We start from the raw sequence: 22919 nt of genomic DNA, 5'->3' as shown, positions 1-22919 counted from the left end.
AGCAAGCTATTTTAGTCTTTCAACCCCAGCTTTTCAAGAATAATTGTTCAGAATTTAGAGTCCCAAAAATATATCATTTCAAACGAATCTTTTTTCTAATAAAATATTGAAAGAATAATCTCTGAAAAATAAACGTGATTCATTTGTGAAAAATAGATAAGACCCTTTCCTGGAAAAAGGATGAAATGAGAAAAATAGAAGATTAAAGGCTTTTAAAAAGATAAAATAAAACAAAGATATTGTAAAGAAATGGAAGAGTAAAAGGGGAACTAAATATGAAAAATATAAAAGAAAAGGGCTCACAGGCATTAAAAATTACAGCAACTGTCCTTATTCTGGCAGTTATATGCATGTCTTCTGCCGCTTCTGCAGCAAACCTGCATGTAGACCCTGAAGCAGAAGAAGGCTATACTACAATTCAGGCTGCCGTGGATGCTGCAAATGCAGGGGACACTATATTTGTAAGCCCGGGAACTTATGTTGAAAACCTCAAAATAGACAAACAGGTAAGAATCTGGTCTGACTCGAGAAACCCTGAAAATACGATTGTAAGGCCGGCTGACCCTGCAGAAAGTCCCGTAGAAATAACCGGGGAAAGGGTAACTTTCAGCGGTTTTGGGGTAGAGGATTCGGAAAAAGCAGGTATTTTACTGTCAGGAGCTACAAGCTGTTTTATCAATAATAACAGAGCGCAAAATTCAAAATACGGGATTCTCCTGCAGGATGCAGAGAGTAATAACATAAACGGGAACGTAATAACCCTGAACGAAGCAGGATTAAGGCTCGAAAGCTCCAGATCAAACACCATTCAGGACAACCTTATTGCTTATAACTACGGGCCAGGAATCTCCCTCGAGGAAAGCAGCAGGAACATTTTCTTCAATAATTACTTTAAAAACACCGAAAACATTGAAGAGAACGCCGCAAATGCAGACAACACCTGGCAGAGCACCCTGGCAGTCAAAAGAAACCTTATAAGGGGGCCCTATATAGGCGGGAACTTCTGGGCAGACATTGAAGGCACAGGTTACAGCGAGACCTGCGAGGATAAAAACAGCAATGGGATATGTGATGCCTCATACACGTTAAATGGGGGCGGGTCCGATAACTCTCCGCTTTTCCCTAAAGTTCCCAGCGCTGTCACTGCCCTTGAAAACAAACTGGATGCCGAAGCTTATGAACTGGGCATGGAAACCAGAGGCGTGGAAGTAAATGAGACTGAAAACCCCGCGGGCGAGCAGACAGGAGAAAACGGACCAGAAGGGGAAGAAAATAAAACTGCTGAAACAGAAACTTCTGAAAACGGCACCCCGGCACCGGGAATCGGGTTTGCAATAATGGCAGCCGGAGCGGCTTATTTCCTGAAGAGGAGAAAGTAACTGAAATAAAAGACAGGAAAAAAGAGATAGAAAGAAAAGAACGGGCGTTTTCTGTCCGCTTTCTTTCCCTGATCATTTGTGGGCAAAGTACGCCACGACATTTTCTCCGTCTACGGCGTCGATCCTGCAGAAACCGAAGCGTTCAAACTGGACAATATTATCAAGCTCGGTCTCGATCCCGCGTTCTCCTGTCCCTTCGATATCGCCCTCTGGCCCGCGGACTTTCACAGGAATTCCATCAACCGGCACCCAGTGGATGATTTTTCCTTTTGCTTTTTTGAGGTCTTCGAGAGAGGTTTCGGAGCGCTTAACCCGCAGCGGGGAAAGGGAAGTAATTTCAACGTTGCAGAGGTCTTTTAAGCGGAGGACAGAACCTACATTGAGCTTTTCAATGTCCTCGGCACAGACAAGAACCTTATTTTCGATAGATATTTCCCTCATTCCTCTTGCATGGTCTGTTGGGTGACGGGGGACCTTTGCGACCGCAGGTTTCATGCCTTCAATTTCAAGCTCCACAGGGTTCCAGACAAAGAAATAGCGGTTTGCAACCGGGTCCACTATTTTGCGGTTCTCGGCATAAAGAGATTCCATGCTGATGCTCACATCGGTCATCCCGACTCCCATTTCTATCATGAACTTTTTGAGAGCTTCAGCCCTAATTCCACGGCGCCTGATTGCCCTTATTGTCGGCAGGCGGGGGTCGTCCCAGCCGCTGTATTCTCCGGATTCGATAGCTTTACGCAGGGTACTTGTGCTGAACTTTCCGAACTCATGGATCTTTACCCTGCCCCAGTGAGTTGTTCTCGGGTATGTCCAGCCGAAGTATTTGTAAATGTATGTCTGCCGTTTTTCACTGTCGATAAGGTCTTTACCCCGGATGATGTGGGTCATACCGAGCTCGTGGTCTTCGATAGCACCTGCAAAGTCCAGAAGGGGCCAGACGATGTATTTATTTCCAATCTCAGGGCGTGGGTGGGACATTTTTCTAATCCTGAATGCTCCCCAGTCCCGAAGTGCAGGGTCTTTGTGCTCTATATCGGTCTTTATGCGCAGCACAGCCTGCTGGTCTTCATATTCTCCGGCAAGCATCTTTTCCCAGTGCATAAGGTTTTCTTCAGGGTCTGTGTCCCTGTGAGGGCAGGCCTTTTTGGAGTCTTTTAACCTTTTGAAGTCTTCTCCTTTACAGAAACAGACATAGGCTTTTCCCATCTCAATCAGTTTTCTTGCATAATCGTAATAAATCGGGAAACGGTCAGAGGCACATACAACCTGGTCAGGAACAACCCCGAGCCATTTAAAGTCGTCCATGTACCAGTCATAGGCTTCGAGCATGGGACGCTTTATATCAGGGTCAGTGTCATCAAAGCGCAGGATAAACTTTCCTTTATACATCTTTACATACTCTGAATTGACAACCATTCCCCTTGAACTTCCCAGGGTTGCGGGTCCGTTAGGATTTGGGGCAAAGCGCATTACAACCTTACCGGTTTCGGCTCCCTCAAGGGGTTTTAAGCCTTTGTCAGGCTCTTTCTTTACACTGAGAGCCTCTATAAGCTCGGGAGCGATTTCCGACAGGCGGGCTTCCCAGGCTTCAGGGTTTCCTTTAGCAATTTCTGAAACTATATTTTCAAGGGCAGCAGATACCCCGCTGGGGTCAGCCCTTAACTGGGGACATTCCCCCATAACTTTACCCATAACAGCTTTGGGCTGTGGGGCTTTTCCGTATTTTACAGCATTTTGAAGAGCGTATTTTTCAATTATTTTAATATCTTCAGGACTTAAGGTCATAGAAAATTCTCCAGAAATAAACCTTGATTAAATCTTAATCTGAGGCGATAAGAATATCATAAATTTTAACTGAATGGATAATCCGCACAGAGGTGGACAGTCCCCGATATATTGAAAGGGACAATTGCGGAAAAACATGTAAATAGGGTTATAAAAAGTCACCGAAGCCAGGAACTCCAGAGAAAGAGCCTGAGAGCAAAAATCGTTCGGAAAGGACTTTCAGGTAAATGCCTTTACTTCGGGATAGAAGCTTCAATCTCCCTTATCCGGGACACTTTTTCATCAATCTTACTAACTTCCTGTTCGAAGTTCTGCAGGAATTTATGGACAGCATCCCCGGGAACAGCTCCCTGAGCTGAAGGTTTTATAAGATTTGCCTGTTCAAGGACTCGAAGGGAATAACGCACCTTATGGTTCTGCATCCCGGTAACCTCTGCAAGTTTAAGGATTCCTATGGGACCTTCTTCAATTACCTTTTTGAGCACGATCAGGTGGCGCTCCGTAAGTTCAAGTTCGGTTGCAATATTCTCGAGCAGCATCAGACAACCTCGTTTCTAAGTGTTCCTATCCCCTGGACCTCGACTTCCACTGTGTCCCCCCTGTGGAGTTCTCCAACTCCCGAGGGTGTTCCTGTAGCTATAACGTCTCCCACTTCCAGGGTCATAATTTCGGTGATGAACTCAATAAGGTGGGGAATGTCAAAAATTAAGTTTGAAGTGCTTGAGGACTGTTTTGTTTCCCCGTTTACCCTGCAGGAAATCTTTGCATCGGAGATATCAAATTCTTCCGTAGATACTATATAGGGTCCGAGGGCAGCAAAGGTATCAAAGCTCTTTGCCCTTGTCCACTGTCCGTCTTTTCTTTGAAGGTCACGTGCGGTCACGTCATTAAAACAGGTATATCCTGCAATGACATCCTCGGCTTTTTCGGCTGAAATGTTTTTACAGCGCTTTCCGATAACGACTGCAAGCTCGGCTTCAAAGTCCACCCTTGTACTGGATGCAGGATAAATGATCTTGTCCCCATGCCCTATAACCGCAGAAGGAGGCTTCAAAAAAAGGACAGGGGATTCAGGGATTTCCATAGAAAACTCTTCAGCATGATCCCTATAATTCAGGCCGACACAGACAATTTTAGAAGGGAAGGAAGGGGGCAGAACGCGAAGTTCCGAAAGTTCAAACGTCCCGGCAGAGGTCCCTCCATTGGGATAAACACGCCCACCTTCAATTTCTCCATAAAAAATGGTATCTTCTGACCTGAACCTACCAATCATATCTTCGCCTTCCTTATCCTATTTTTGCGGGTCTTTCACTCCGCTTTCTTTCATTTTTTAAGAGGATATATCCAAACTTAAATTTTAACTCTTCGCCCGCTGGCATCCCGTGAGTATTTCCCGAGCTCGGAACCTGTGAGCTGAGTGCCGGAAAACACAGGCCCGTCCTTGCAGACCCTGAGGCCGGAACTGTCTATGCAGCACGCCCCGCAGACCCCGATACCGCATTTGAAATAACGGTGAAGGCTGAACTCTGATTTTTCCAGCACTTCTCTCTCTTCAAGGAACCTGAAAACCGAAGCCATCATTATTTCAGGTCCGCAGACCGCAATTCTGTCATAGGATGTAACATCAAGGTTTTTGAGTACATCAGTCACAAACCCTTTAACTCCTTTTGAACCGTCATCAGTTGACACATAAGCGTTTCCGAGAGCTTCGAAACGACCTTCAAAAAGCAGATGCTCCTCGCTCCTTGCCCCGAGAACGGTATTCACTTCCGCACCTGCCGCAGAAGCTGCTTCGGCATACGGTGAAAGAGGAGCAGCTCCAACCCCGCCAGCTATAATAAGAACCTTTTCTCCTTTTGCAGGAAGGGTAAAACCTTTTCCAAAAGGACCCCTGAGCCCGAAAGAGTCTCCTTCTTTTAACTCAAAGAGCTTTGAAGTCGCCTCGCCCACTTTCTGGACGGTTATGGAATTATTTCTTGAGAGCCCCATAGGAACCTCATCCACACCCCTGACCCAGACCATTACAAACTGGCCCGGTTCCATATCCTCAAATTTGTGGTCAAAGAAAAAAGTCCTGATCAGAGGGGATTCTTCAATTATCTGTGTTATGGTAGCATTAAGAGGAAGCATCAGACCATCTCGTGGGCAAGCCCTGTAATTTTCTTTATATCAGAATAGCCTTTTCTTTTGAGGAAAGCTTCTATTTCTTTGCCTATTTCAGAGAATATATCTAACCTGTCATATACTGCAGACCCAACCTGAACAGCGGCTGCACCTGCCATTATCATTTCCACAGCGTCTTCCCAGGAAGAAACTCCTCCCACGCCGATTACCGGGATTTCCAGGGCAGTGAAAAGGTCATAAACACATTTTACTGCTACGGGCTTAACAGCTTTTCCCGAAAGCCCTCCTGAACGGTTTCCAAGCACAGGGTACCCGGATTCAATGTCAATAGCCATTCCCTTTACCGTGTTGATCGCAACAACGGCATCCGCGCCCCCGGACTCGGCTGCATTTCCAATGCATGTAATGTCCGCAACATTGGGGGTCAGCTTGACCCAGACAGGTACATTGACAACATCCTTTACCGCCGCCGTAACTGCTTCAACGAGGCAGGGGTTGGTACCTATTGCAGCCCCGTAACCCTCTGCATGGGGGCAGCTCACGTTAAGTTCAAAAGCATCGGGCTTTGCCGGGAGCAGCCCCTCTGCAACTTCAGAGAATTCGGAAGGGGTGCCCCCGAAAATGCTTGCAATTACCGGAGCATCAGAGTTTTCTTTTGCAAACTCCAGCTCCTGGAGGAAGCCGGGATAGGAAGGGTTTGGAAGCCCCATGGCATTTAAAAAGCCGCAGTCCAGCTCAATCATGCTCGGGTTTGGATGCCCGGTTTTGGGAGCAGGACCTATGGATTTGGTCACAACTGCACCAGCTCCCCCTTCACGTGCGACCCTGCAGAGGGAAGCCCCGGTTGTCCCGAGCACCCCGGCTGCAAGAATAGTGGGATTTTTTAATTTAAGTCCGGTAAGAGTATACATTAAATAACTCCGTTTCCTGCCCGCAGGCAGTTTCTGCATCAATAATCACAGGAATTTTCGGAATCGGCACCTCTGGAAATCTGAAGGAGCGCTTCCTCAGCAAGTCTCCTTCCGCCCATCTCCACGAGCCTGTGCCCGAGTTCCCTGGCTTTCTCAATTCCTCCGCGCAGGGGGATAAATTCGTCGATCCTGATAGCTTCCCTGCCGTCAAGAGAAAGGACTTCAGCCCGGACATGGATTTCCTGCCTGTCAGGTGTAATTTCAGCATACGAACCCACAGGAGTTGTACATCCCCCTCCGAGCTCGGCGATAAGGATGCGTTCGATTTCGGTAACAATCCTGCTTTCGGTATGGTCAAGCATGGAAACTGCGGCTTCAGCTTCGGTGCCTTCTCTTGTTACCACTGCAACCGTGCCCTGGTTAGGAGAAGGGCAGAAAAAGTCAGGGGAAAGGATTTCCCCTTCAATCTCCCAGCCCATGCGTTCAAGACCTGCCTTCGCGAGCATAATCCCGTCATACTGACCTTCCCTGAGTTTTCTGAGCCTTGTGTCGATATTGCCTCTGAGGTTCTGGGTAATAATGTCAGGCCTGTACCTCCTGATCTGGGCAGTCCTTCTCAGGGAACTTGTGCCTATAATTGACTGTTCAGGAAGCTCGTCAAGCGGAGTCCCGTCGTATGTGAGCAGAATATCAAAAGGTGTGTCCCTCTTCAGGACTGCAACGGTGGGAATCGCTTTCGGGCGGATTGTGGGCATGTCCTTCATGGAATGGACTGCGATATCTATTTCCCCTGCAAGCATGACATCGTCCAGTTCCCGGACAAAAGCCCCGACTCCTCCGGATACGGCGTGCAGAGGGCGGTCAGTAAACCGGTCACCGCTGGTTTTTATAATCTTAATACTGGTTTCAACGCCTTTTTCTTTAAGGAGGCGTGCAACATTCTCGGTCTGGGCAAGCGCAAGCTGGCTGCCCCGGGTGCCTATTATCATGTGGAATCCTCAAACGTTTTAAAATATAATTCAGAGAGACAAATCTTCAGGAACGTAAGCACTCAGAGATTTTCCAAATAAGCTTCAAGGGTCTTTTCAATATCCTCATCACTGTGGACTGCTGATATGAAGTTGGTCTCAAACTGTGAAGGAGGCAGGAAAACCCCGCTTGCAAGCATTCTGTGGAAGAAAGCAAGGTAACCTTCTTTATCACATTTCAGGACTTCCTGGTAATTATGCGGCTCGTCCCCGAAGAAGATCTTGAACATGGAAGCTATTCCGCATACGTGGTAATCAAGCCCTTCGTCCTCGACAATTTCCGAAAGTGCAGCCCTCATATAATCGCCGGCTGAATTCAGCTTTGCATGAATATTTTCCTCTTTCAGGTAATCGACCATGGAAATGCCTGCAGCCACTGAACACGGGCTACCGCTGAATGTACCTGCCTGATAAACAGCTCCTGAAGGTGCGATCATTTCCATAATCTCACGCTTTCCTCCGAAAACCCCGATAGGCAGGCCTCCGCCCACAATCTTTCCAAGAGTGGTCATGTCAGGCACGACTCCGAAATATTCCTGTGCCCCGCCCATAGCAAGCCTGAATCCTGTGATGACTTCATCGAAAATAAGAAGTACATCGTTTTCTTCCGTGAGTTTCCTGAGCTCTTCGAGGTATCCCGGAAGTGGCAGCACAGGGCCTATATTTCCGAGTACAGGTTCTATGATCACTGCTGCAAGGTCGTCCCTGTTCTTTTCCACAAGCGAGGTCATCGTCTCAATATCATTATAAGGAGCCTGCAGGGTGTGTTTCGTGAAATCTGCAGGGATGCCCAGAGAATCAGGCTCTCCAAGGGTTGTTGCTCCCGAACCTGCCTTTACGAGCACGGCGTCATGGGCTCCGTGAAACCCGCCTTCAATCTTGATGAATTTGTTCCTGCGCGTAAAGCCGCGGGCGAGGCGGAGGGCACTCATGGTCGCTTCCGTCCCTGTAGACACAAAACGGAGCATGTCAATGCTCGGATAGTAGCTTGCAACCTTTTCTGCAAGGGTTACTTCAAGCTCGGTAGGGGTCCCGTAAAGCCAGCCCCTGTCAAGCTGCTGCCTGATTGCTTCTTTTATGACAGGATGGTTATGCCCGAGGACAGCAGGCCCGTAGGCAAGGCAGTAGTCAATATATTCATTTCCGTCAAGGTCCCTTATCTTCGAACCATTAGCAGAAGCGGTATAGAAAGGATAGGGCTTGATAGCTCTTACCGGGCTGCTAACCCCGCCCGGAATAAGGGTTTTTGCTTTCTCATACATCTGTCTGGACTTCTCAAGTGTAATCTCAGATACCATGAACTCTCACCGGATAGACTTGAACGTTTGATAAAGGGGTAAGTGATTAATTGAGTAAGTAAATCAAATTTAAATTGAGTAAGTAAATCAAATTTAGATAAGTAAGTAAATCAAATCAAAGCGAAGAGGCTCTGGAATTATTGAATCATAGAGAGCCTCTGGATCTGGATGATTCTCTTTTCTATGCTTCTTATTCATCCATATAACAGAGCCTTCCCCTATTAAGCAGTTTTTGATGGAGGCAATTATAATGACAGCACACAGGCGATTATGATGGTCGCATACAGGTAAAATTAACAGGCAGGCTTAAAAATGAAAAGTAAAAGGAAAGGAAAAAACAGATTGAAGCCCCTTAAAAAATAATACCTGAAAAAGCTGTTATTTCAGCATCCTGGCAGCATCCTTTGCAAAGTAAGTGATGATGAAATCCGCTCCCGCCCTCCTGATAGAGATAAGGGACTCGTAAATAGCTTTTTTCTCATCAATCCAGCCGCTGGCTGCTGCGGCTTTGATCATGGAATATTCCCCGCTCACATTGTATGCGGCTGTCGGCATGCCGAACTCGCTCTTGACCCTGTACACGATATCAAGATAAGGAAGCCCGGGCTTTACCATAAGAATATCCGCACCTTCTGCCACGTCAAGGGCTACCTCCCTGAGAGCTTCGTCACTGTTTGCAGGGTCCATCTGATAGGTTGAACGGTCCCCGAAGGAATAACCGGATTCTGCAGCTTCCCTGAAAGGACCGTAGAAACAGGAATGATATTTTGCGGCATAGGACATAATAGGAATATTCTCAAACCCGCCTGCGTCAAGAGCCATACGGATTGCACCTACCATCCCGTCCATCATTCCTGAAGGAGCTACCATATCTGCTCCGGCTCTTGCGTGGCTGACAGCAATTTTTCCCAGGACTTCCAGGGTGGGGTCATTCAGGACTTCCTGAGTTTCAAAGTCGACTATTCCGCAGTGGCCGTGGCTTGTGAATTCGCACATGCAGATATCCGTGATCACAACAAGCCTGTTTCCAAGTTCGGCTTTGATTCTCCTAACAGCTTCCTGAACCACGTCGTTTTCCCCGCAGGAAGTGCTGCCCTCGGCATCTTTGAATGCAGGGACTCCGAAAAGGATCACTGCCGGAATCCCGAGGTCTGCAATCTCTTTTGCTTCTTTTGCAACCTCAGAAAGTGGAAAATTGTATATTCCCGGCATGGAAGAGATCTCAACAGGGGAATCAATATTCTCATTCACAAAAATGGGCATAACCAGGTCGTCCACGGATAAGGTGGTCTCACGCACAAGGTCCCTGATCTTCCCTTTTCTCAACCTTCTCAACCTGATTTCTGGAAACATGTGATCACTCCTGAAATATGAAATGCTTACCTGTGAATTGATTTGATTGTTTTTATTGAGAATTGATTTGTTTTATCTGTAAATTTATTTGATTATTTTTTACTGTGAACTGGATTAGTATTTTTGTTTTAACCCTTGAATTATTCCGTTTTTTATTTTCCTGTACCCCGAGTTTAATCTTTTACAGCGTATTCTTCTTTGACCTCTGCCTGTTCTTTTGTACAGCCGGGTTTTATATGGTCAAACTTTGCCTGTTTTATTTTTTCAAATCTCACCTTCTCCTTGTCGAGGCAGAAGACCCTTGAAACCACATCAAGAAACTCTTCGTTCCCGAGTTCTGCAGCCTGGCGGAGGACTTTGGTAGGTTCTCCCAGGATCTTGTTAACAATAGAACGGGTCAGGTCGTCAAGAACCTCGGTTTCTATATCCCCGATCGTATGATAGGAACTTAAACGGTTGACAGCTTTTTGCCTCTCTCTTAGCCGGACATCATATACCTGCTTGTAGAGCTCGGAAATCAACCTGTCGGCTTTATGGCGTTTGTACTGGAGGTTTAAAAGCCGGATCTCTTCCTGAATGATAGCTTCGGCTTTTTTTGCTTCTTCTTTCCTCATCCTGAGAGTCCTTTCACTTATGACCCTGAGGTTGTCGATATTGCAGAGTTCGACATTTTCAAGCTCCACAACGGATTCCTCAATGTCCCTGGGGTTTGCGATATCGATAAGAAGGAGTTTCCTTTCCCTGCACTTTATAGCTTCTTCAACAATTTCACGCGTAAGGATATAATGAGGGGCTCCCGTACCGCTTATTACTACATCAGCACCAGGGAGGTAAGCCCTGATATCATCAAGCCTGACCGCGTGCCCGCCGAGTTCGTAGGCGATTTCTTCGGCTTTTTTATAAGTGCGGTTTGCAATATAGATAGCCTCAATATCCTTTTCGGCAAGGGCTTTTGCGACAAGGACTCCAATCTCTCCTGCCCCAATAACAAGCACGTTTTTTCCTGTAAGCCCCCCGAAGATATCTTCAGCAAGGTCCACGGCAGCAGAGCCTATGGAGACCGAACCTTTATTGATCCGGGTCTCATTCCTTATCCTTTTTCCTACCTGAATGGCTTTTTCAAATGCCGTTTCAAGGATTTTACCGGTTGTCCCGGCTTTCTTCGAATAAGCGTAGAGGTCCTTAATCTGCCCGAGGATCTGGTCTTCCCCCACAATCATGGATTCCAGGCCTCCTGCAAGCCTCAGCAGGTGTTCCAGGGACTCGTCATGCCCGTAAAAGTCAATAATATGGGTGGAAGCTCCCATTTCTTTTGCAAAAGAGAAAAGTATACTGCTGCTCTTGGGGGAAACAACGTAGATTTCAACACGGTTGCAGGTTTTTAAAACGACGCACTCATACACATACTCATGCTTGTAAAGGTTACGAAGCAGACCGTCCAGGTCTCCGTGCCAGGCGGACTCCATTTCCTCAACTTTTGCTTTTTTATGGGATATAACCATACTTGAGATTTCTGTCACAGAGAGCCTCCGGATAGAATGAATAAGGGAATAGAATGAATAATATAAGGAGTTATAAATTAAACTTTGTCCGGAAATCCTCAGCCGTTTTTCACTAAAGGGTTTCCATTAAAGAACGAATGCCCGAGATTACTCAGGGTGATTCGAGATTGTTCCAGGTTATTTGATTACTCAATATTATTCGAAATTACCGACATTGTCCGAAATTATCTTATATGCTTCTTCTGCCGCTTTTTCGTAGGATTCGGAAAAGCCGTTCCAGACTTTTTCATTTTCAAGGACCTTCCAGAGAAGAACTTTCCTTTTTTTCTGTTCTTTTATATGCAGTTTTAGGTAACTCCTGAGCTCGTCCTGAAGCCGGATCATATCGGAATATGCAGGAGTTATCACATTTTCTATCTGTTTACGGGTATATTTAGAGACCGCAGGGCTATGCCCGAGGGTGGAAATCCCTATTACAAGGTCTCCTCTTTTGATGACCGAGGGGATTACAACACTACCTAAAGCATCCACCTGATTAATCAAAATATCGCTTTCCCCGGCAATATTACTTATCTTCCGGTTAAGCTCGGAGCTGCTGGTCGCAGGGATGACAAGAAAAGCCCCTGAAACGATTTCCCTGAGTTCGGAGTCCGTGGCTACCGTAAGGTCAAGCTTTGACAAACGGACCTGACCCGATGCCTCAAGCTCCTGAAGCCTTTCGGAAAAGTCGAGGCTGACGACAACTGTGTCCGCGCAGCCGCAGAAAAGTTCGGCTTTGCGCTCCCCGACCGACCCGCCTCCGAAAATCACTATTTTCCTGCCTGAAAGGTCAAGCATGAGGGGGAGAAAATTGTTTGTTTCAGCCATTTTCAGAGACCTCGCAAATGAAAGCTACGGTAAACGATAGATTGGTGTTTAATGATAGATTGGTGTTTAATAATAGTGTTTAATAAATTCTGGGTAAATGAAATAAATGAGCGATATTGGGTAATAAGTACGTAATAAATGAATAATAAACGGGTAATAAATACTTTAAAGCCAGCTTTTACAGCCAGCCCTTAAAGCCTTACCCCGGTTTTCTTAAACTCTTTTTCGCTGAAGAAAAGGGTGTAGTCCTTAATTCCGGTAGCTTCCGAAATTTTCTCAGCTACTTTTTCGCAGTCTTCAGGGTTATAGGAATGGACCATTGTAAACAGGTTATACTGCCAGTCAGGATAGCGGGGGCGTTCATAACAGTGAGTGACTTCGGGAAATTCAGCCATGATATTCCCTACTTTTTCGATCTGCTCATCAGGAACATTCCAGACACACATTGCATTGGCTTTTATGCCTATGGCTCTGTGCCCGATTGAAGCCGCAAAGCGACGGATCTTCCCGGCTTTCTGGAGGTTTTTAAGCCTGTCAACAACCTCCTGTTCACTGATTCCAAGTTCAGAAGCAAATCCTTTGAAAGGGGAATGAGTGATAGGAATTCCGTCCTGCACCAGTTTTAACAGTTTTACATCCGTTTTATCCATAATTTCACCTGATATCAAACTTTACCTGAATCTTAAACAGGTGCTTGGTAGGAAGATCAAGAAGAGGACAGCCTGTTTTCTCCCGAATTTCACTGAGAATCTCCTCAAGCCTGTTTTTATCTGGAGCCGAAAGCGTAAACCAGAGATTATACTGTGCAGCACTTCTGAGATAATTATGGGAAACTTCGGGATATTCGTTAATAAAAATAGCAATTTCCTCTATGCGGGACTCGGGGACTTTCAGGGCTACAAGAGTACTTACGCCCCCCATATTTCTCGTGTTGAGGACAGGACCTACCCTTCTTACCGCCCCTTTCCTGTTAAGTTCTCGAAGCCTTTCAATGACTTCGGTTTCCGGAAGCCCGAGAATCTCGCCTAATCTTGCAAAAGGTTCGACTTCGAGGGGGACTTCCTGCTGGATAAGGTTTAGGATTCTTTTGTCCGTCTCATCAAGTTCTACTACCGGAACTTCCCTGTCATTAGGATCCATATCACAGGAAAACTCGGCAGCCTCTTTTCGGAGCTGATCTTTTAAACTATCAATGTCAATCATCTCGATCACTATCACTTTTTTCCGGGCCTGTATATGCAGTAAGGCTCTTCTTCGAGATAGTCACCCGTGGCAGCATAGGCTCTTGCCCGGCAGCCTGCACAGACTTTTTTATATTCACATATCCCGCACTTTCCTTTAAGCTCTTCGGGATCCCTCAATTTCCTGAAGACCTCGGAGTTCTCCCAGACATCTTTGAAAGGTTGTGCTCTTATATTCCCGGCAAGCACCGGAAGGTAGCCGCAGGGATAGACCTCACCAACACTTGACACGAAACAGAAACCAGTCCCTCCGAGGCAGCCCTTTGTCATGGCTTCATAGCCGTGGGTCTTTACGGAAATTTCAATGCCTTCTTTTTTTGCCCTCTGGCGCATTATCCTGAAATAATGAGGAGCACAGGTCGCTTTCAGCTGGATTTCCGATTCTTTCTGCATGTCATAGAACCAGTGAAGGACGCGCTCATAGTCTGCAGGGGAAACTTCATCGGACTCTTCTCCCCTTCCCGTGGGCACAAGGAAAAAGACATGGTAAGCAACTGCCCCGAGCTCTTTTGCAAGCTCAAAGGTCTTCGGGATTTCTTCAAGGTTGCGCCTTGAAATCGTGGTGTTGATCTGGAAGGGGAAATCTGCTTTCCTGAGAATTTCAATGCCTGCAAGCGTCCTTTCAAAGGCTCCGGGCACGCCGCGGAACTCGTCATGAGTCTTTGCAGTCGCTCCGTCAAGGCTGATGCTCAGCCTCTGCACTCCGGCATCTCTTAATTTTTTCACGATCTCAGGGGTCAGAAGGGTCCCGTTTGTTGCGAGCACTACACGGAGCCCGGCATCAGTGCCGTAGCGGGCTATTTCAAAGACGTCCGTTCTGGTAAGAGGCTCGCCTCCGCTCAGGATGAGGATTGGTTTTCCAAGCTCCACAACATCATCAATGAAGTGTTTCGCTTCTTCGGTTGTAAGCTCGCCTTCGGGAACTGAAGAGGTGGAAGCTCCCCTGCAGTGCACGCAGTTCAGGTTGCAGCCTGCAGTCAGTTCCCATGCAATAAGCCGTGGTGGGTTTGTCATGGCAATCATGAATTAATGGTTTATATTATGGAAGTCAAGGTTAATAGATTTACAAATTAACCATAATTAGGGATTTGCATATAATCAAAGGATGGAATATAGGTCAGAATCCATTTTACTTAAAGTTAGTATATGAAACTTGAGAGGTCATATTAATAAAGTAATATTAATATTGTGTCATTTCAAACGGTTAACTGTAAAAAGAGACGGGGAAGTAAAGCTTTGTCCTAGTGGAAAACTGAAGATTTACCGTCATATACTTGTAATTTCGCCGGACAGTATGAAGCCCGAAAGACTCGCATCAGCCCAATCATCCGCACCCCTGCAGAAAAACACTTCCTAGAAAGTACGGTTACTGGCAAAAATCTGAGCGCAAGCAGTAAAGTCAGCTTTGGGGTCATTGAAAGCTTGGAAAGAAAAAGACGACAAAGAAATAGGAATAGAGTTACTTCAAAACAGTTTTAGATGAAGTTTGACTCTATCTATTCTCTTTCTTTATTTATCCGATAATGTTAGGAAAAAATCGAATCTGTTCTATATTTATTTAAATAATAAAGTTCATAGCCATTTATTTTCTTCACAAAATATCTTTATCTCTTTCTCGGATATGCTTTTGTTAAATAGAAACTGTAAATCATTTTTTTCTCTTAGCGTATTTTCGTAAATTTTGACAAAACCTCATTTAATACTCAATTTATCCTTGTTCTGGGGAAAAATTGTGTAGCCTTCAAAAGGCTACCTGAATAGTTGCATTTATTATTAAATTGTGTTCAATAACTCCTCCTGACTAATATTTTGATTCCATCCTATGGCTCTCCCATCATCGGTTAATGTGAACTTACCCTGCATGTATCCTGTAACTTTGAAGTGTTCAGGACCAGTATCTTTAGTACCTGGGCTAGTATCTTCAGTTAGATATAGCAAAACTTTTTCACCTGTTTTAAAGCTCGGTTCATCTTCTACCGCCATTGTATCATTTCCGACTTTTCCACCCTCCACTCTCACAATAACCTCTTCGGATGATAATGGGTTTTTGACATATTTGTCTACACTTATGATGATATCAGTATAGATGAGGTCATAAGGGCCGAATTCAACTACTTTATCTGGTCTTTTTCCGTCGGCAGAATTCCATTTACTTGGAAGTATTTCCTTGACTGTACCCATAACGATCACGTCAGAATTTTTACTTAAATCCTCAAGAGTGTATTCTTCAAGCAAAAAACTCATGCTACCGCTTAAGGGCTCATCGATATTATTTGAAGGTTTACTATTTTCTTGTGAAGATTGCATAGAGTTGGAGAATGCTAAACCTAACACGATCAGAGTGAGTGCTCCAACCAAAACGATTCCATATTTTACATTGTTTCGACTCGTCATAATTCATCACCTATTAGGGGTAAATGTAGCAGATACCTGCTATATCATCGGAGTGTAAACTTCTTTTCTTTGTTTCCCCTGTTGACATAGTACTGTACATTGTTGCTTCAGTATTGCTAGAATGACCCAAACTTAACCAGTGCCCAAATTCATGAGTAGCAGCACTTTGTACGTCGAAATATCCTGATGCTCCTGTAGTAGACCAACTCTTATCACTATTAAATCTTACAATACATTTCGTCATCGAGGTACCACTATATGTCTCAGTAGTTGTCGCTAGCGGTCCACTTGATCCAAGTGACGTATAGTAAAGTTTGTTTTCACACCCTATCTGATAAAAGAAGAAATTTGCACCAGCATTATTCCACGCACTCATAGCCTGAGTCAGAGAATTTGACCAAGAACTTGGAATTGAGGAATCCTTGTCGACTTGGGCAAATCCGGAATGCCAATAACGCCCATTGTAGGTATACGCCGATGCCGGAGAAATAATGCTGACCAATGATATCGTAATCAACAAAGCTCCTATCAACATTTTTTTTCTATGCTTCATATTTTTATTTCCTCCTACTAATCTCCTAGGAGGCAAGATCGAGCAAGCCTTAAGTACCCTTAAAGCTATCATTCCCTTGCCTCAGGGCATGTGAAGTTCAAATCTGCTCTGGAGGGTTGTTTGAACTTCACATTCAAAAATCTCTCTTAATCTTCTCCTATACATTTATTACGGTGATGAATTTTTCATCAGCTTGATTAACATCCATTAAACCACTTCTCTTTTTCATCAAAAATAGTAAAGTTTCATAGCTCTAATTGACGTCAGGAATTCGATCTTACTTTCAGCAAATAATTTGGAGATTATTTCCTTCACTAAACCATAAAATTAACAAAAAAGTAGCAACATACGTGCCCCAACAAAGAAAAGAATATATTACGTCAAAACAATTTAATAAGAAAGTGAAGAAAAAAATCTGTAGATACGGCAACAAGAATGAATCATTTCGAAATTTATAAGAATATGGATGATGGCGTTCAGGCAATATACAGGTCAAGGCTTCTAACAGAGATACTTCTATCATTAAACGAGGGCAGCAGAAAGCTTTCTCAACTGCGTGAAATTACCGAAAGTACATCTCAGGCAATAATTCCAAAGCTCAGGAAACTCGAAGCAGATCATCTGATAGAAACAAAAGAACATGAGTATTTCCTGACGTCAGCAGGAAAAATTGTGGCTTCAGGAATAGCTGACTCTTTTGTAACATTTTGGACAATTAATAAGTTTAAGCATTTCTGGTTGAGACATTACCTCGAAGAAATTCCAAGTCCTCTGTTAAAAGAAATCGGATGTCTTTATGAGTCTGAAATCCTCAAGAATCGAGGCATGGAGATCCTTAATATCTATAATAACCAGTTAAAAATGATTAAAGAAGCAGATCATATATACGGGATATCGTCCGCGGTAACCGAAGGATATGCCGATTCTATTTCTGAAAGGGTGAAAGAAGGAATCCCTATTGAGCTTATAGTTCCTCTTCATGTTGCAGGAGAGTTGAAGCTATCACCTTACGTAGAAAAACTAGCCGCCCTGAAAAATCATGAAAACTTCAAATTAATGGTCATGGATGAAGATATAAAAGTTGGGCTCGTTGTTACAGACAAACACCTTTCTCTGAGCCTGTACAAAAAAGAAGGTATTGAGTACGACATAAGCACAGGCTTGTTCAGTTCTGACTCGAAGGCCATTGAATGGGGAGAGAGGCTTTTCTGGTATTGTAAAGGGAAGGCAGACTTCACAAAATTTCAGTGATGTAGAAACTTGTTAGAAAATAACTGGATAGTCACCTTCTCAAACCGTATATACCATTATCAGTATTGGATCCTCGTTTTCCCAATCTATATCTATGACAGCGGTGCTCCAGCGATGTAAGGATATTGGAATGTTTTTCTCTTCAATTCCGTTATCCAGTGTAATCTTGAATGTATATTTTTTCATTCCAGTAGAATATTGAAGACCGGACGGTTTTGCTTCTGAAGCCCTTTCACCAGGATAAAGCTTGTATGATTCTTTGAACATGGAACTCTAAACAGTAGAAGTATTTTGATTTATTTCTGTAACCGTCTCAACGACTACTTCTTTTTCTTCATCAACCAGGAAATCTACTATCTTGTTTCCAGACTGAATTCTCAAAGCGGGAGCACATCCTGGGCCGTCATAATTTTCAGGTGTTGGATGACAGGAATAAGTCACACCCATTATTGTCCCTCCTTCCTGAATTAACTGTCTCACACGGTTGTCTTTGAGTGCGATTTTAGCTATATTAGAAGCATCTGTTTTGAGCCATTCTGACTCCGATTCATCATAAGGTGGAAGTACTTCAATCGCAGAGTAATTAATATCTAAATTATCTACTCCTTTGCTTACAGATGTATTAGTACTGTCTGATGTCTGAGAAGAATTCTCAATCGATTCTTGGCCTATACATCCAGCGAAGCTACAGATAAGCAAAAAAATAGTCAGGAAAATAACTTTAAATTTATTATTTTTAATACAAAAAGAGTCTGTGAACAAGTTCTTTTCCTCCATATATCCTTTTTGTCTACTTTATTCTTTAATTTTATAGGAGCATAACAATAAAATATAAAAGATAATGAGACAATTTTTTACCTGCATTATTTGTTTAATAGATCTTTGATTGGTCTTGTCCGTGAGTTATTGATCAGTTCTGACTTGAAAGCCACTGGATGGGAGAGAGGCTCTTCTGGTATTGTAAAGGGAAAGCAGACTTCACAAAAGTGCAAATATGATTTTGTAGAAATTATGGCAACCGGTGTAAAAAACAAAGATTTAGCAAGTCCTCTCTAATTAATTCCCAATTTAACAACAGCCCAGTAGAAAAGAATCCCGATAAGAAAAGATACCATAAGTGAGATTTTGATTGACATATAATCATTTATTACATTTTTAGCCACAACTTCACTAAGTATGATCATACCAATAACCATAAAAATTGAAATTAAAATCCCTAATATACGTTGTCTTTGCATGTTACCACCTAATAAAAAACTGGCTGATTAAAAAATCAGCCCACACTCAATTAAATCCAATACCAATGACTACCAATTTTCACGTAAATCGTACCTGTTAATAGCATTGAGGGTATATTTGCGTAAGGTATTCTTACATCTAAGCTGCCATCGGACTTCTGTTCCTGCCAATAAACAGTTTGCACTGCTACAGCGAGTAGAGCACTAAGTATTATTGAAGCAGTAGGTGTAAAAAATGAACCTATGATAGCACCTATTGCTCCAGCTGCACCTGTTCCCACATCTGCAACCCAATTTGCATCTCTTTCGCTGAAGTAAATGTGCACTCCCCCTGTTAAAGTGTCACCATACTGCTCGATATAACTTCCATGCCAAAAACTTGTCCTAGCTACAGAAATTGCTGCTGCAGCTGCCGAACTATCATTGAGACTTGAAGCAGATACGAGCTTTTTGGATACCAATTCATTCTGATCTACAAAAGCAAAATTTACTCTGTTAGGATTCTCTTCATCTTTCCATGAAATAGTGTATCCAATTGATCCATCTTGTTTCTTGAAAGATACTATTTTTTCGTCATCGGTTTCTTTCAATACATTCACATTTTCTGATACTTTTTTGAGGTCTTCCTTAGAAATTGATTTTTTGTTCGAAATGTCTATTGCATCAGCATGCTCTTTATTTTGAGAAATGTCAGCCTGTGCACTTACTGCTGGTACAATAGCCATGCTTGTCAGCAGCATTGCAGCAAGCAGTGCACCAAATACAAATTTCTTCTTCATTTCATACTTACTTCTGTTTATTTTCCAGGAGGCATTTTATGTGACAATTCATTTTTTGAGAACTCATTAAGCTTCAGGAAAAAGATTTTGCTATATTAAGCAGTTCTGCCTTATCGAAAGAGGAGACGATAGTGACTTCAAGCTCTTCATTTTCCCAGGTTAGAGCTTTCATATTTCCACCAAATATCGGAGAAATCGTACCGTTCATGTTATTTACCTGAATATATTCTCCTTCACTTTCAAAATTCTGAATTTCATGTAAACCTTTTTCAGAAACACCTTCGATGATACGTATTTCATTATTTCCTTTCGTATACACGAGAGTGATTTTTTCGTAATGCTGCCCTGCAAAAATACTAAACCCACTATGGACAAAAGTTGAATAAGGTGTATCCTTACTGGAAGAGACCATTGAATAATTAAATTCATAGCCCTCCGGGAGATATTCAGGAGTGAGTATTTCAAAATCAATAAACTGTTTTGCTTCTTCAAGCGTCATTTTTTCGGTTTCATTTTTGAAGTCTTCCGATCCCAGTACTTTTACCTGCGCGCCATCTGGAACTTTAAATTCAAATTCAGAATCTGGAATTCCAGTATTCAACTTCATATCCCGAATTTCTATCTCAAGATAAATATTCTCTTTGTTGTCGTATATTTCAGACCTGAGGAGCATCCAGTTTTCTCTGTCAACCCATATTTTTGATTTCCATTGGAGCGATTCGTTTTTCTCGGAAGGGGTAAGCTCAAGTACATATGCGTTTTTCCCATCGATGTTTTCGGTCCCGAGGAGGGAAGGTAGCTTCCCATTAAGGATAATACCATTTAAAAACTCAGCGTAAACATCAGGCTCGAAGAGTTTCAAATCATTAAAATCATCAGAAATCTCCGTTTTGAAAACAGTCCTGGATTCGGAACTATAGATCCATTGGAAATCTCCGTCAGATGCCATAATTACTTCCGTATCTTTATCCGGGCTTAAAATAGTCATTTTCATTAAATCGGGTTTTTTCCATATAACTTCATGCACTTCTGGATTCTGCTGCCTTGAAGTTGAATTTACATACATAGTAAAAGAATAGTCTTCGAGACTGTCCATTCCCATCTGCATGCTAGACACAATTTCTTCAGCACTGGGTTGAGTGTTAGATGAAACTTCTTCGGCACCGGACTCTTCTGCGCAACCTGAAATAAAAATGGAGAGGGTTATCAGGAACAAGATGAGCAGTAAATATCTTTTGGAACTAATCTTCATTTATTTACCCCAATTTAGAGACATTTTGTATTAATTCTATCTTCTAAGGAAGCCAACACAGCTTATTTTTGAATAATAGGTAAAAATTTAGATTTACACTCATCCAGATTTTAAATCTAACCTTTTAGCCCGAAATCGAGATATTATAGCTTGGATAGTCCCAAATAACAATCCGAATGGGCATAAATTCACAAAGATTCTCAACACTGCCTTTTCAACACATCAACTTCCGAAAATTGAGTTTAAATAACACAATTGCAGGAGCCCTCTCGAATTGCGATTAAAGTCTTTACAGGCAGATATGCGTAACATTTTGCTTCCAATTTCACGTTTGTCCTGTAATTCCCACTGCTTGGTACATCGATTGTCTCTGCCCCAGAAGCTGTGCATGAGCTTGGAACCTGGTGAACAATTGCAGGCAAATTGATGGGTTCACTTATCCAAATTGTTATTTTCATCTCACAAGGAGCAGGAAAAGGAAATTCTTTAGAAGTTGTTTGACATCCGCTTACAAACCATGATACATTCATGTATCGACTTCCATTGGAACGCTGATATAATTTGGAAGTAAACTTTATGTATATGTCTCCGGTACCATCCAGATATTCCCTAGTGCAGCTATTTATAAGTGTATCTGCTAAAACAAGGTCTGGTTCTAAAAGTTCACTTTTTTGCTTTTCACACATATTGTATGCACTTTTTTTCTTTACTCCAGAGACAGGATCAAGCAGCCTTAAATATTTGCAAAGCTATCATTCCCTTGCCTCAGGGCATGTGAAGTTCAAATCTGCTCTGGAGGGTTGTTTGAACTTCACATTCAAAAATCTCTCTTAATCTTCTCCTATACATTTATTACGGTGATGAATTTTTCATCAGCCTGATTAACATTCATTAAATCACTTCTTTTTTTCATGCCAAATAGTAAAGTTTCAGCGTTCTAATTGACGTCAGAAATTCGATCTTACTTTCAGCAAATAATCTGGATATTACTTTCTTCACTAAATCATAAAATTAACAAAAAGATAGCAACATACATGCCCCAAAAAAAGAAAAGAATATATTACGTCAAAACAATTTAATAAGAAAGTGAAGAAAAAAATCTGTAGATGCGGCAACAGGAAATGAATCATTTCGAAATTTATAAGAAGATGGATGATGACGTTCAGGCAATATACAGGTCAAGACTTCTAACAGAGATACTTCTATCATTAAACGAGGGCAGTAAAAAGCTTCCCCAACTGCGTGAAATTACCGGAAGCACGTCTCAGGCACTGATTCCGAAGCTCAGGAAACTCGAAGCAGATCATCTGATAGAAACAAAAGAACATGAGTATTTCCTGACGTCAGCAGGAAAAATTGTGGCTTCAGGAATAGCTGACTCTTTTGTAACATTTTGGACGATTAATAAGTTTAAGCATTTCTGGTTGAGACATTACCTCGAAGAAATTCCAATTCCTCTGTTAAAAGAAATCGGATGTCTTTATGAGTCTGAAATCCTCAAGAATCGAGGCATGGAGATCCTTAATATCTATAACAACCAGTTAAAAATGATTAAAGAAGCAGATCATATATACGGTATATCGTCCGTGGTAACCAAAGGAGATACCGATTCTATTTCTGAAAGGGTGAAAGAAGGAGTCCCTGTCGAGCTTATAGTTCCTCTTCACGTTGCAGAAGAATTGAAGCGATCACCTTATCTGAAAAAAATAGAAGCACTGAAAGATTATGAAAACTTCAAATTAATGGTCATGGATGAAGATATTAAAGTTGGGCTCATTGTTACGGATAAACGCCTTTCTCTGAATCTGTACAAAAAAGAAGGTATTGAGTACGACATAAGCACAGGCCTGTTCAGCTTTGACTCGAAGGCCATTGAATGGGGAGAGATGCTTTTCTGGTATTGTAAAGGGAAGGCAGACTTCACAAAATTTCAGTGATGTAGAAACTTGTTAGAAAATAAC

24 protein-coding genes are annotated in these 22919 nt (G+C 42.9%); 4 read left to right on the top strand and 20 right to left on the bottom strand.

Translation table 11 applies throughout. From position 1 onward, the window contains the following. Window positions 1–275: 275 nt before the first annotated feature. Entirely contained in the window at window positions 276–1379 is a 1104-nt protein-coding gene (locus tag M886_RS06190) for a right-handed parallel beta-helix repeat-containing protein (protein WP_048050870.1), read from the top strand. A gap of 72 nt (window positions 1380–1451) precedes the next feature. Here M886_RS06190 and M886_RS06185 read toward each other — a convergent pair whose 3' ends face one another. From M886_RS06185 to M886_RS06115, 15 genes are all read right to left on the bottom strand, one after another. Beyond that, complete coding sequence (locus M886_RS06185; protein ID WP_048038116.1) at window positions 1452–3167, bottom strand: glutamate--tRNA ligase; 1716 nt, start codon at window positions 3165–3167, stop codon at window positions 1452–1454. A gap of 233 nt (window positions 3168–3400) precedes the next feature. Beyond that, complete coding sequence (locus tag M886_RS06180) at window positions 3401–3706, bottom strand: hypothetical protein (protein ID WP_011033688.1); 306 nt, start codon at window positions 3704–3706, stop codon at window positions 3401–3403. Beyond that, window positions 3706–4440, bottom strand: a complete 735-nt coding sequence (locus M886_RS06175; RefSeq protein WP_048038114.1) for a fumarylacetoacetate hydrolase family protein — start codon at window positions 4438–4440, stop codon at window positions 3706–3708. The genes M886_RS06180 and M886_RS06175 overlap by 1 nt, the downstream gene beginning before the upstream one ends. Window positions 4441–4517: 77 nt before the next feature. Further along, window positions 4518–5297 (bottom strand): dihydroorotate dehydrogenase electron transfer subunit, encoded by a 780-nt coding sequence (locus M886_RS06170; protein WP_048038111.1) that lies wholly within the window; start codon window positions 5295–5297, stop codon window positions 4518–4520. Beyond that, entirely contained in the window at window positions 5297–6202 is a 906-nt protein-coding gene (locus M886_RS06165) for a dihydroorotate dehydrogenase (protein ID WP_048036268.1), read from the bottom strand. The genes M886_RS06170 and M886_RS06165 overlap by 1 nt, the downstream gene beginning before the upstream one ends. Before the next feature lie 38 nt (window positions 6203–6240). Next, window positions 6241–7191: a hydroxymethylbilane synthase gene (hemC, locus tag M886_RS06160; RefSeq protein ID WP_048036256.1), complete on the bottom strand. Its 951-nt coding sequence runs from the start codon at window positions 7189–7191 to the stop codon at window positions 6241–6243. Window positions 7192–7253: 62 nt separating this feature from the next. Continuing rightward, window positions 7254–8528 (bottom strand): glutamate-1-semialdehyde 2,1-aminomutase, encoded by a 1275-nt coding sequence (gene hemL, locus M886_RS06155; protein ID WP_048040529.1) that lies wholly within the window; start codon window positions 8526–8528, stop codon window positions 7254–7256. Window positions 8529–8906: 378 nt separating this feature from the next. After that, complete coding sequence (hemB, locus tag M886_RS06150) at window positions 8907–9881, bottom strand: porphobilinogen synthase (RefSeq protein WP_048040527.1); 975 nt, start codon at window positions 9879–9881, stop codon at window positions 8907–8909. A gap of 173 nt (window positions 9882–10054) precedes the next feature. Continuing rightward, window positions 10055–11401, bottom strand: a complete 1347-nt coding sequence (gene hemA, locus M886_RS06145) for a glutamyl-tRNA reductase (protein ID WP_048050869.1) — start codon at window positions 11399–11401, stop codon at window positions 10055–10057. Between the two features lie 177 nt (window positions 11402–11578). Then, window positions 11579–12250, bottom strand: coding sequence for a precorrin-2 dehydrogenase/sirohydrochlorin ferrochelatase family protein (locus tag M886_RS06140; RefSeq protein WP_048050868.1), 672 nt, complete (start codon window positions 12248–12250; stop codon window positions 11579–11581). Window positions 12251–12441: 191 nt separating this feature from the next. Then, entirely contained in the window at window positions 12442–12900 is a 459-nt protein-coding gene (ahbB, locus tag M886_RS06135) for a siroheme decarboxylase subunit beta (RefSeq protein WP_015412057.1), read from the bottom strand. Window positions 12901–12904: 4 nt separating this feature from the next. After that, on the bottom strand, window positions 12905–13453 hold the full coding sequence (ahbA, locus tag M886_RS06130; protein ID WP_048036267.1) for a siroheme decarboxylase subunit alpha: 549 nt from the start codon (window positions 13451–13453) through the stop codon (window positions 12905–12907). Window positions 13454–13464: 11 nt separating this feature from the next. Continuing rightward, entirely contained in the window at window positions 13465–14514 is a 1050-nt protein-coding gene (ahbD, locus tag M886_RS06125; protein WP_048044122.1) for a heme b synthase, read from the bottom strand. 750 nt (window positions 14515–15264) lie between these two features. Beyond that, complete coding sequence (locus M886_RS06120) at window positions 15265–15885, bottom strand: hypothetical protein (RefSeq protein WP_011033676.1); 621 nt, start codon at window positions 15883–15885, stop codon at window positions 15265–15267. A 13-nt stretch (window positions 15886–15898) separates the two neighbouring features. After that, window positions 15899–16438 (bottom strand): matrixin family metalloprotease, encoded by a 540-nt coding sequence (locus tag M886_RS06115; protein WP_157858614.1) that lies wholly within the window; start codon window positions 16436–16438, stop codon window positions 15899–15901. A 435-nt stretch (window positions 16439–16873) separates the two neighbouring features. Between M886_RS06115 and M886_RS06110 the strand changes: the two genes are divergently transcribed. Continuing rightward, on the top strand, window positions 16874–17689 hold the full coding sequence (locus tag M886_RS06110) for a helix-turn-helix transcriptional regulator (RefSeq protein WP_048050867.1): 816 nt from the start codon (window positions 16874–16876) through the stop codon (window positions 17687–17689). A 39-nt stretch (window positions 17690–17728) separates the two neighbouring features. Here the strand turns inward: M886_RS06110 and M886_RS06105 are convergent, their stop codons facing one another. Together M886_RS06105 and M886_RS06100 are read right to left on the bottom strand one after the other, a co-directional pair. Beyond that, window positions 17729–17956, bottom strand: a complete 228-nt coding sequence (locus tag M886_RS06105; protein WP_011033662.1) for a hypothetical protein — start codon at window positions 17954–17956, stop codon at window positions 17729–17731. Between the two features lie 6 nt (window positions 17957–17962). Next, a complete protein-coding gene (locus M886_RS06100; protein ID WP_080503046.1) occupies window positions 17963–18466 on the bottom strand; it encodes a hypothetical protein in 504 nt (167 codons plus the stop codon). A gap of 105 nt (window positions 18467–18571) precedes the next feature. On the opposite strand from M886_RS06100, the gene M886_RS19085 reads away from it, so the two are divergent. Then, window positions 18572–18745 carry a hypothetical protein gene (locus M886_RS19085; RefSeq protein ID WP_155395388.1) on the top strand — a complete coding sequence of 58 codons (174 nt, stop codon included), beginning with the start codon at window positions 18572–18574 and terminating at the stop codon, window positions 18743–18745. 232 nt (window positions 18746–18977) lie between these two features. Here M886_RS19085 and M886_RS06090 read toward each other — a convergent pair whose 3' ends face one another. From M886_RS06090 to M886_RS18225, 3 genes are all read right to left on the bottom strand, one after another. Beyond that, window positions 18978–19706 (bottom strand): hypothetical protein, encoded by a 729-nt coding sequence (locus M886_RS06090; protein WP_015412043.1) that lies wholly within the window; start codon window positions 19704–19706, stop codon window positions 18978–18980. Between the two features lie 73 nt (window positions 19707–19779). Next, on the bottom strand, window positions 19780–20958 hold the full coding sequence (locus M886_RS06085) for an outer membrane lipoprotein-sorting protein (protein ID WP_011033659.1): 1179 nt from the start codon (window positions 20956–20958) through the stop codon (window positions 19780–19782). Between the two features lie 242 nt (window positions 20959–21200). Then, complete coding sequence (locus M886_RS18225; RefSeq protein WP_152557997.1) at window positions 21201–21416, bottom strand: hypothetical protein; 216 nt, start codon at window positions 21414–21416, stop codon at window positions 21201–21203. Window positions 21417–22079: 663 nt separating this feature from the next. Between M886_RS18225 and M886_RS06075 the strand changes: the two genes are divergently transcribed. Beyond that, the gene (locus M886_RS06075) at window positions 22080–22895 is read left to right on the top strand and encodes a helix-turn-helix transcriptional regulator (RefSeq protein WP_048037861.1); all 816 of its coding nucleotides are present in this window, start codon (window positions 22080–22082) and stop codon (window positions 22893–22895) included. The last annotated feature ends 24 nt before the right edge of the window (window positions 22896–22919 follow it).

It is taken from the genome of Methanosarcina soligelidi (assembly GCF_000744315.1).
In the GTDB taxonomy this organism is placed as follows: domain Archaea; phylum Halobacteriota; class Methanosarcinia; order Methanosarcinales; family Methanosarcinaceae; genus Methanosarcina; species Methanosarcina mazei.
Note: the sequence above shows the minus strand (reverse complement) of the source record. Positions and strands in the feature narration are given on the sequence as shown.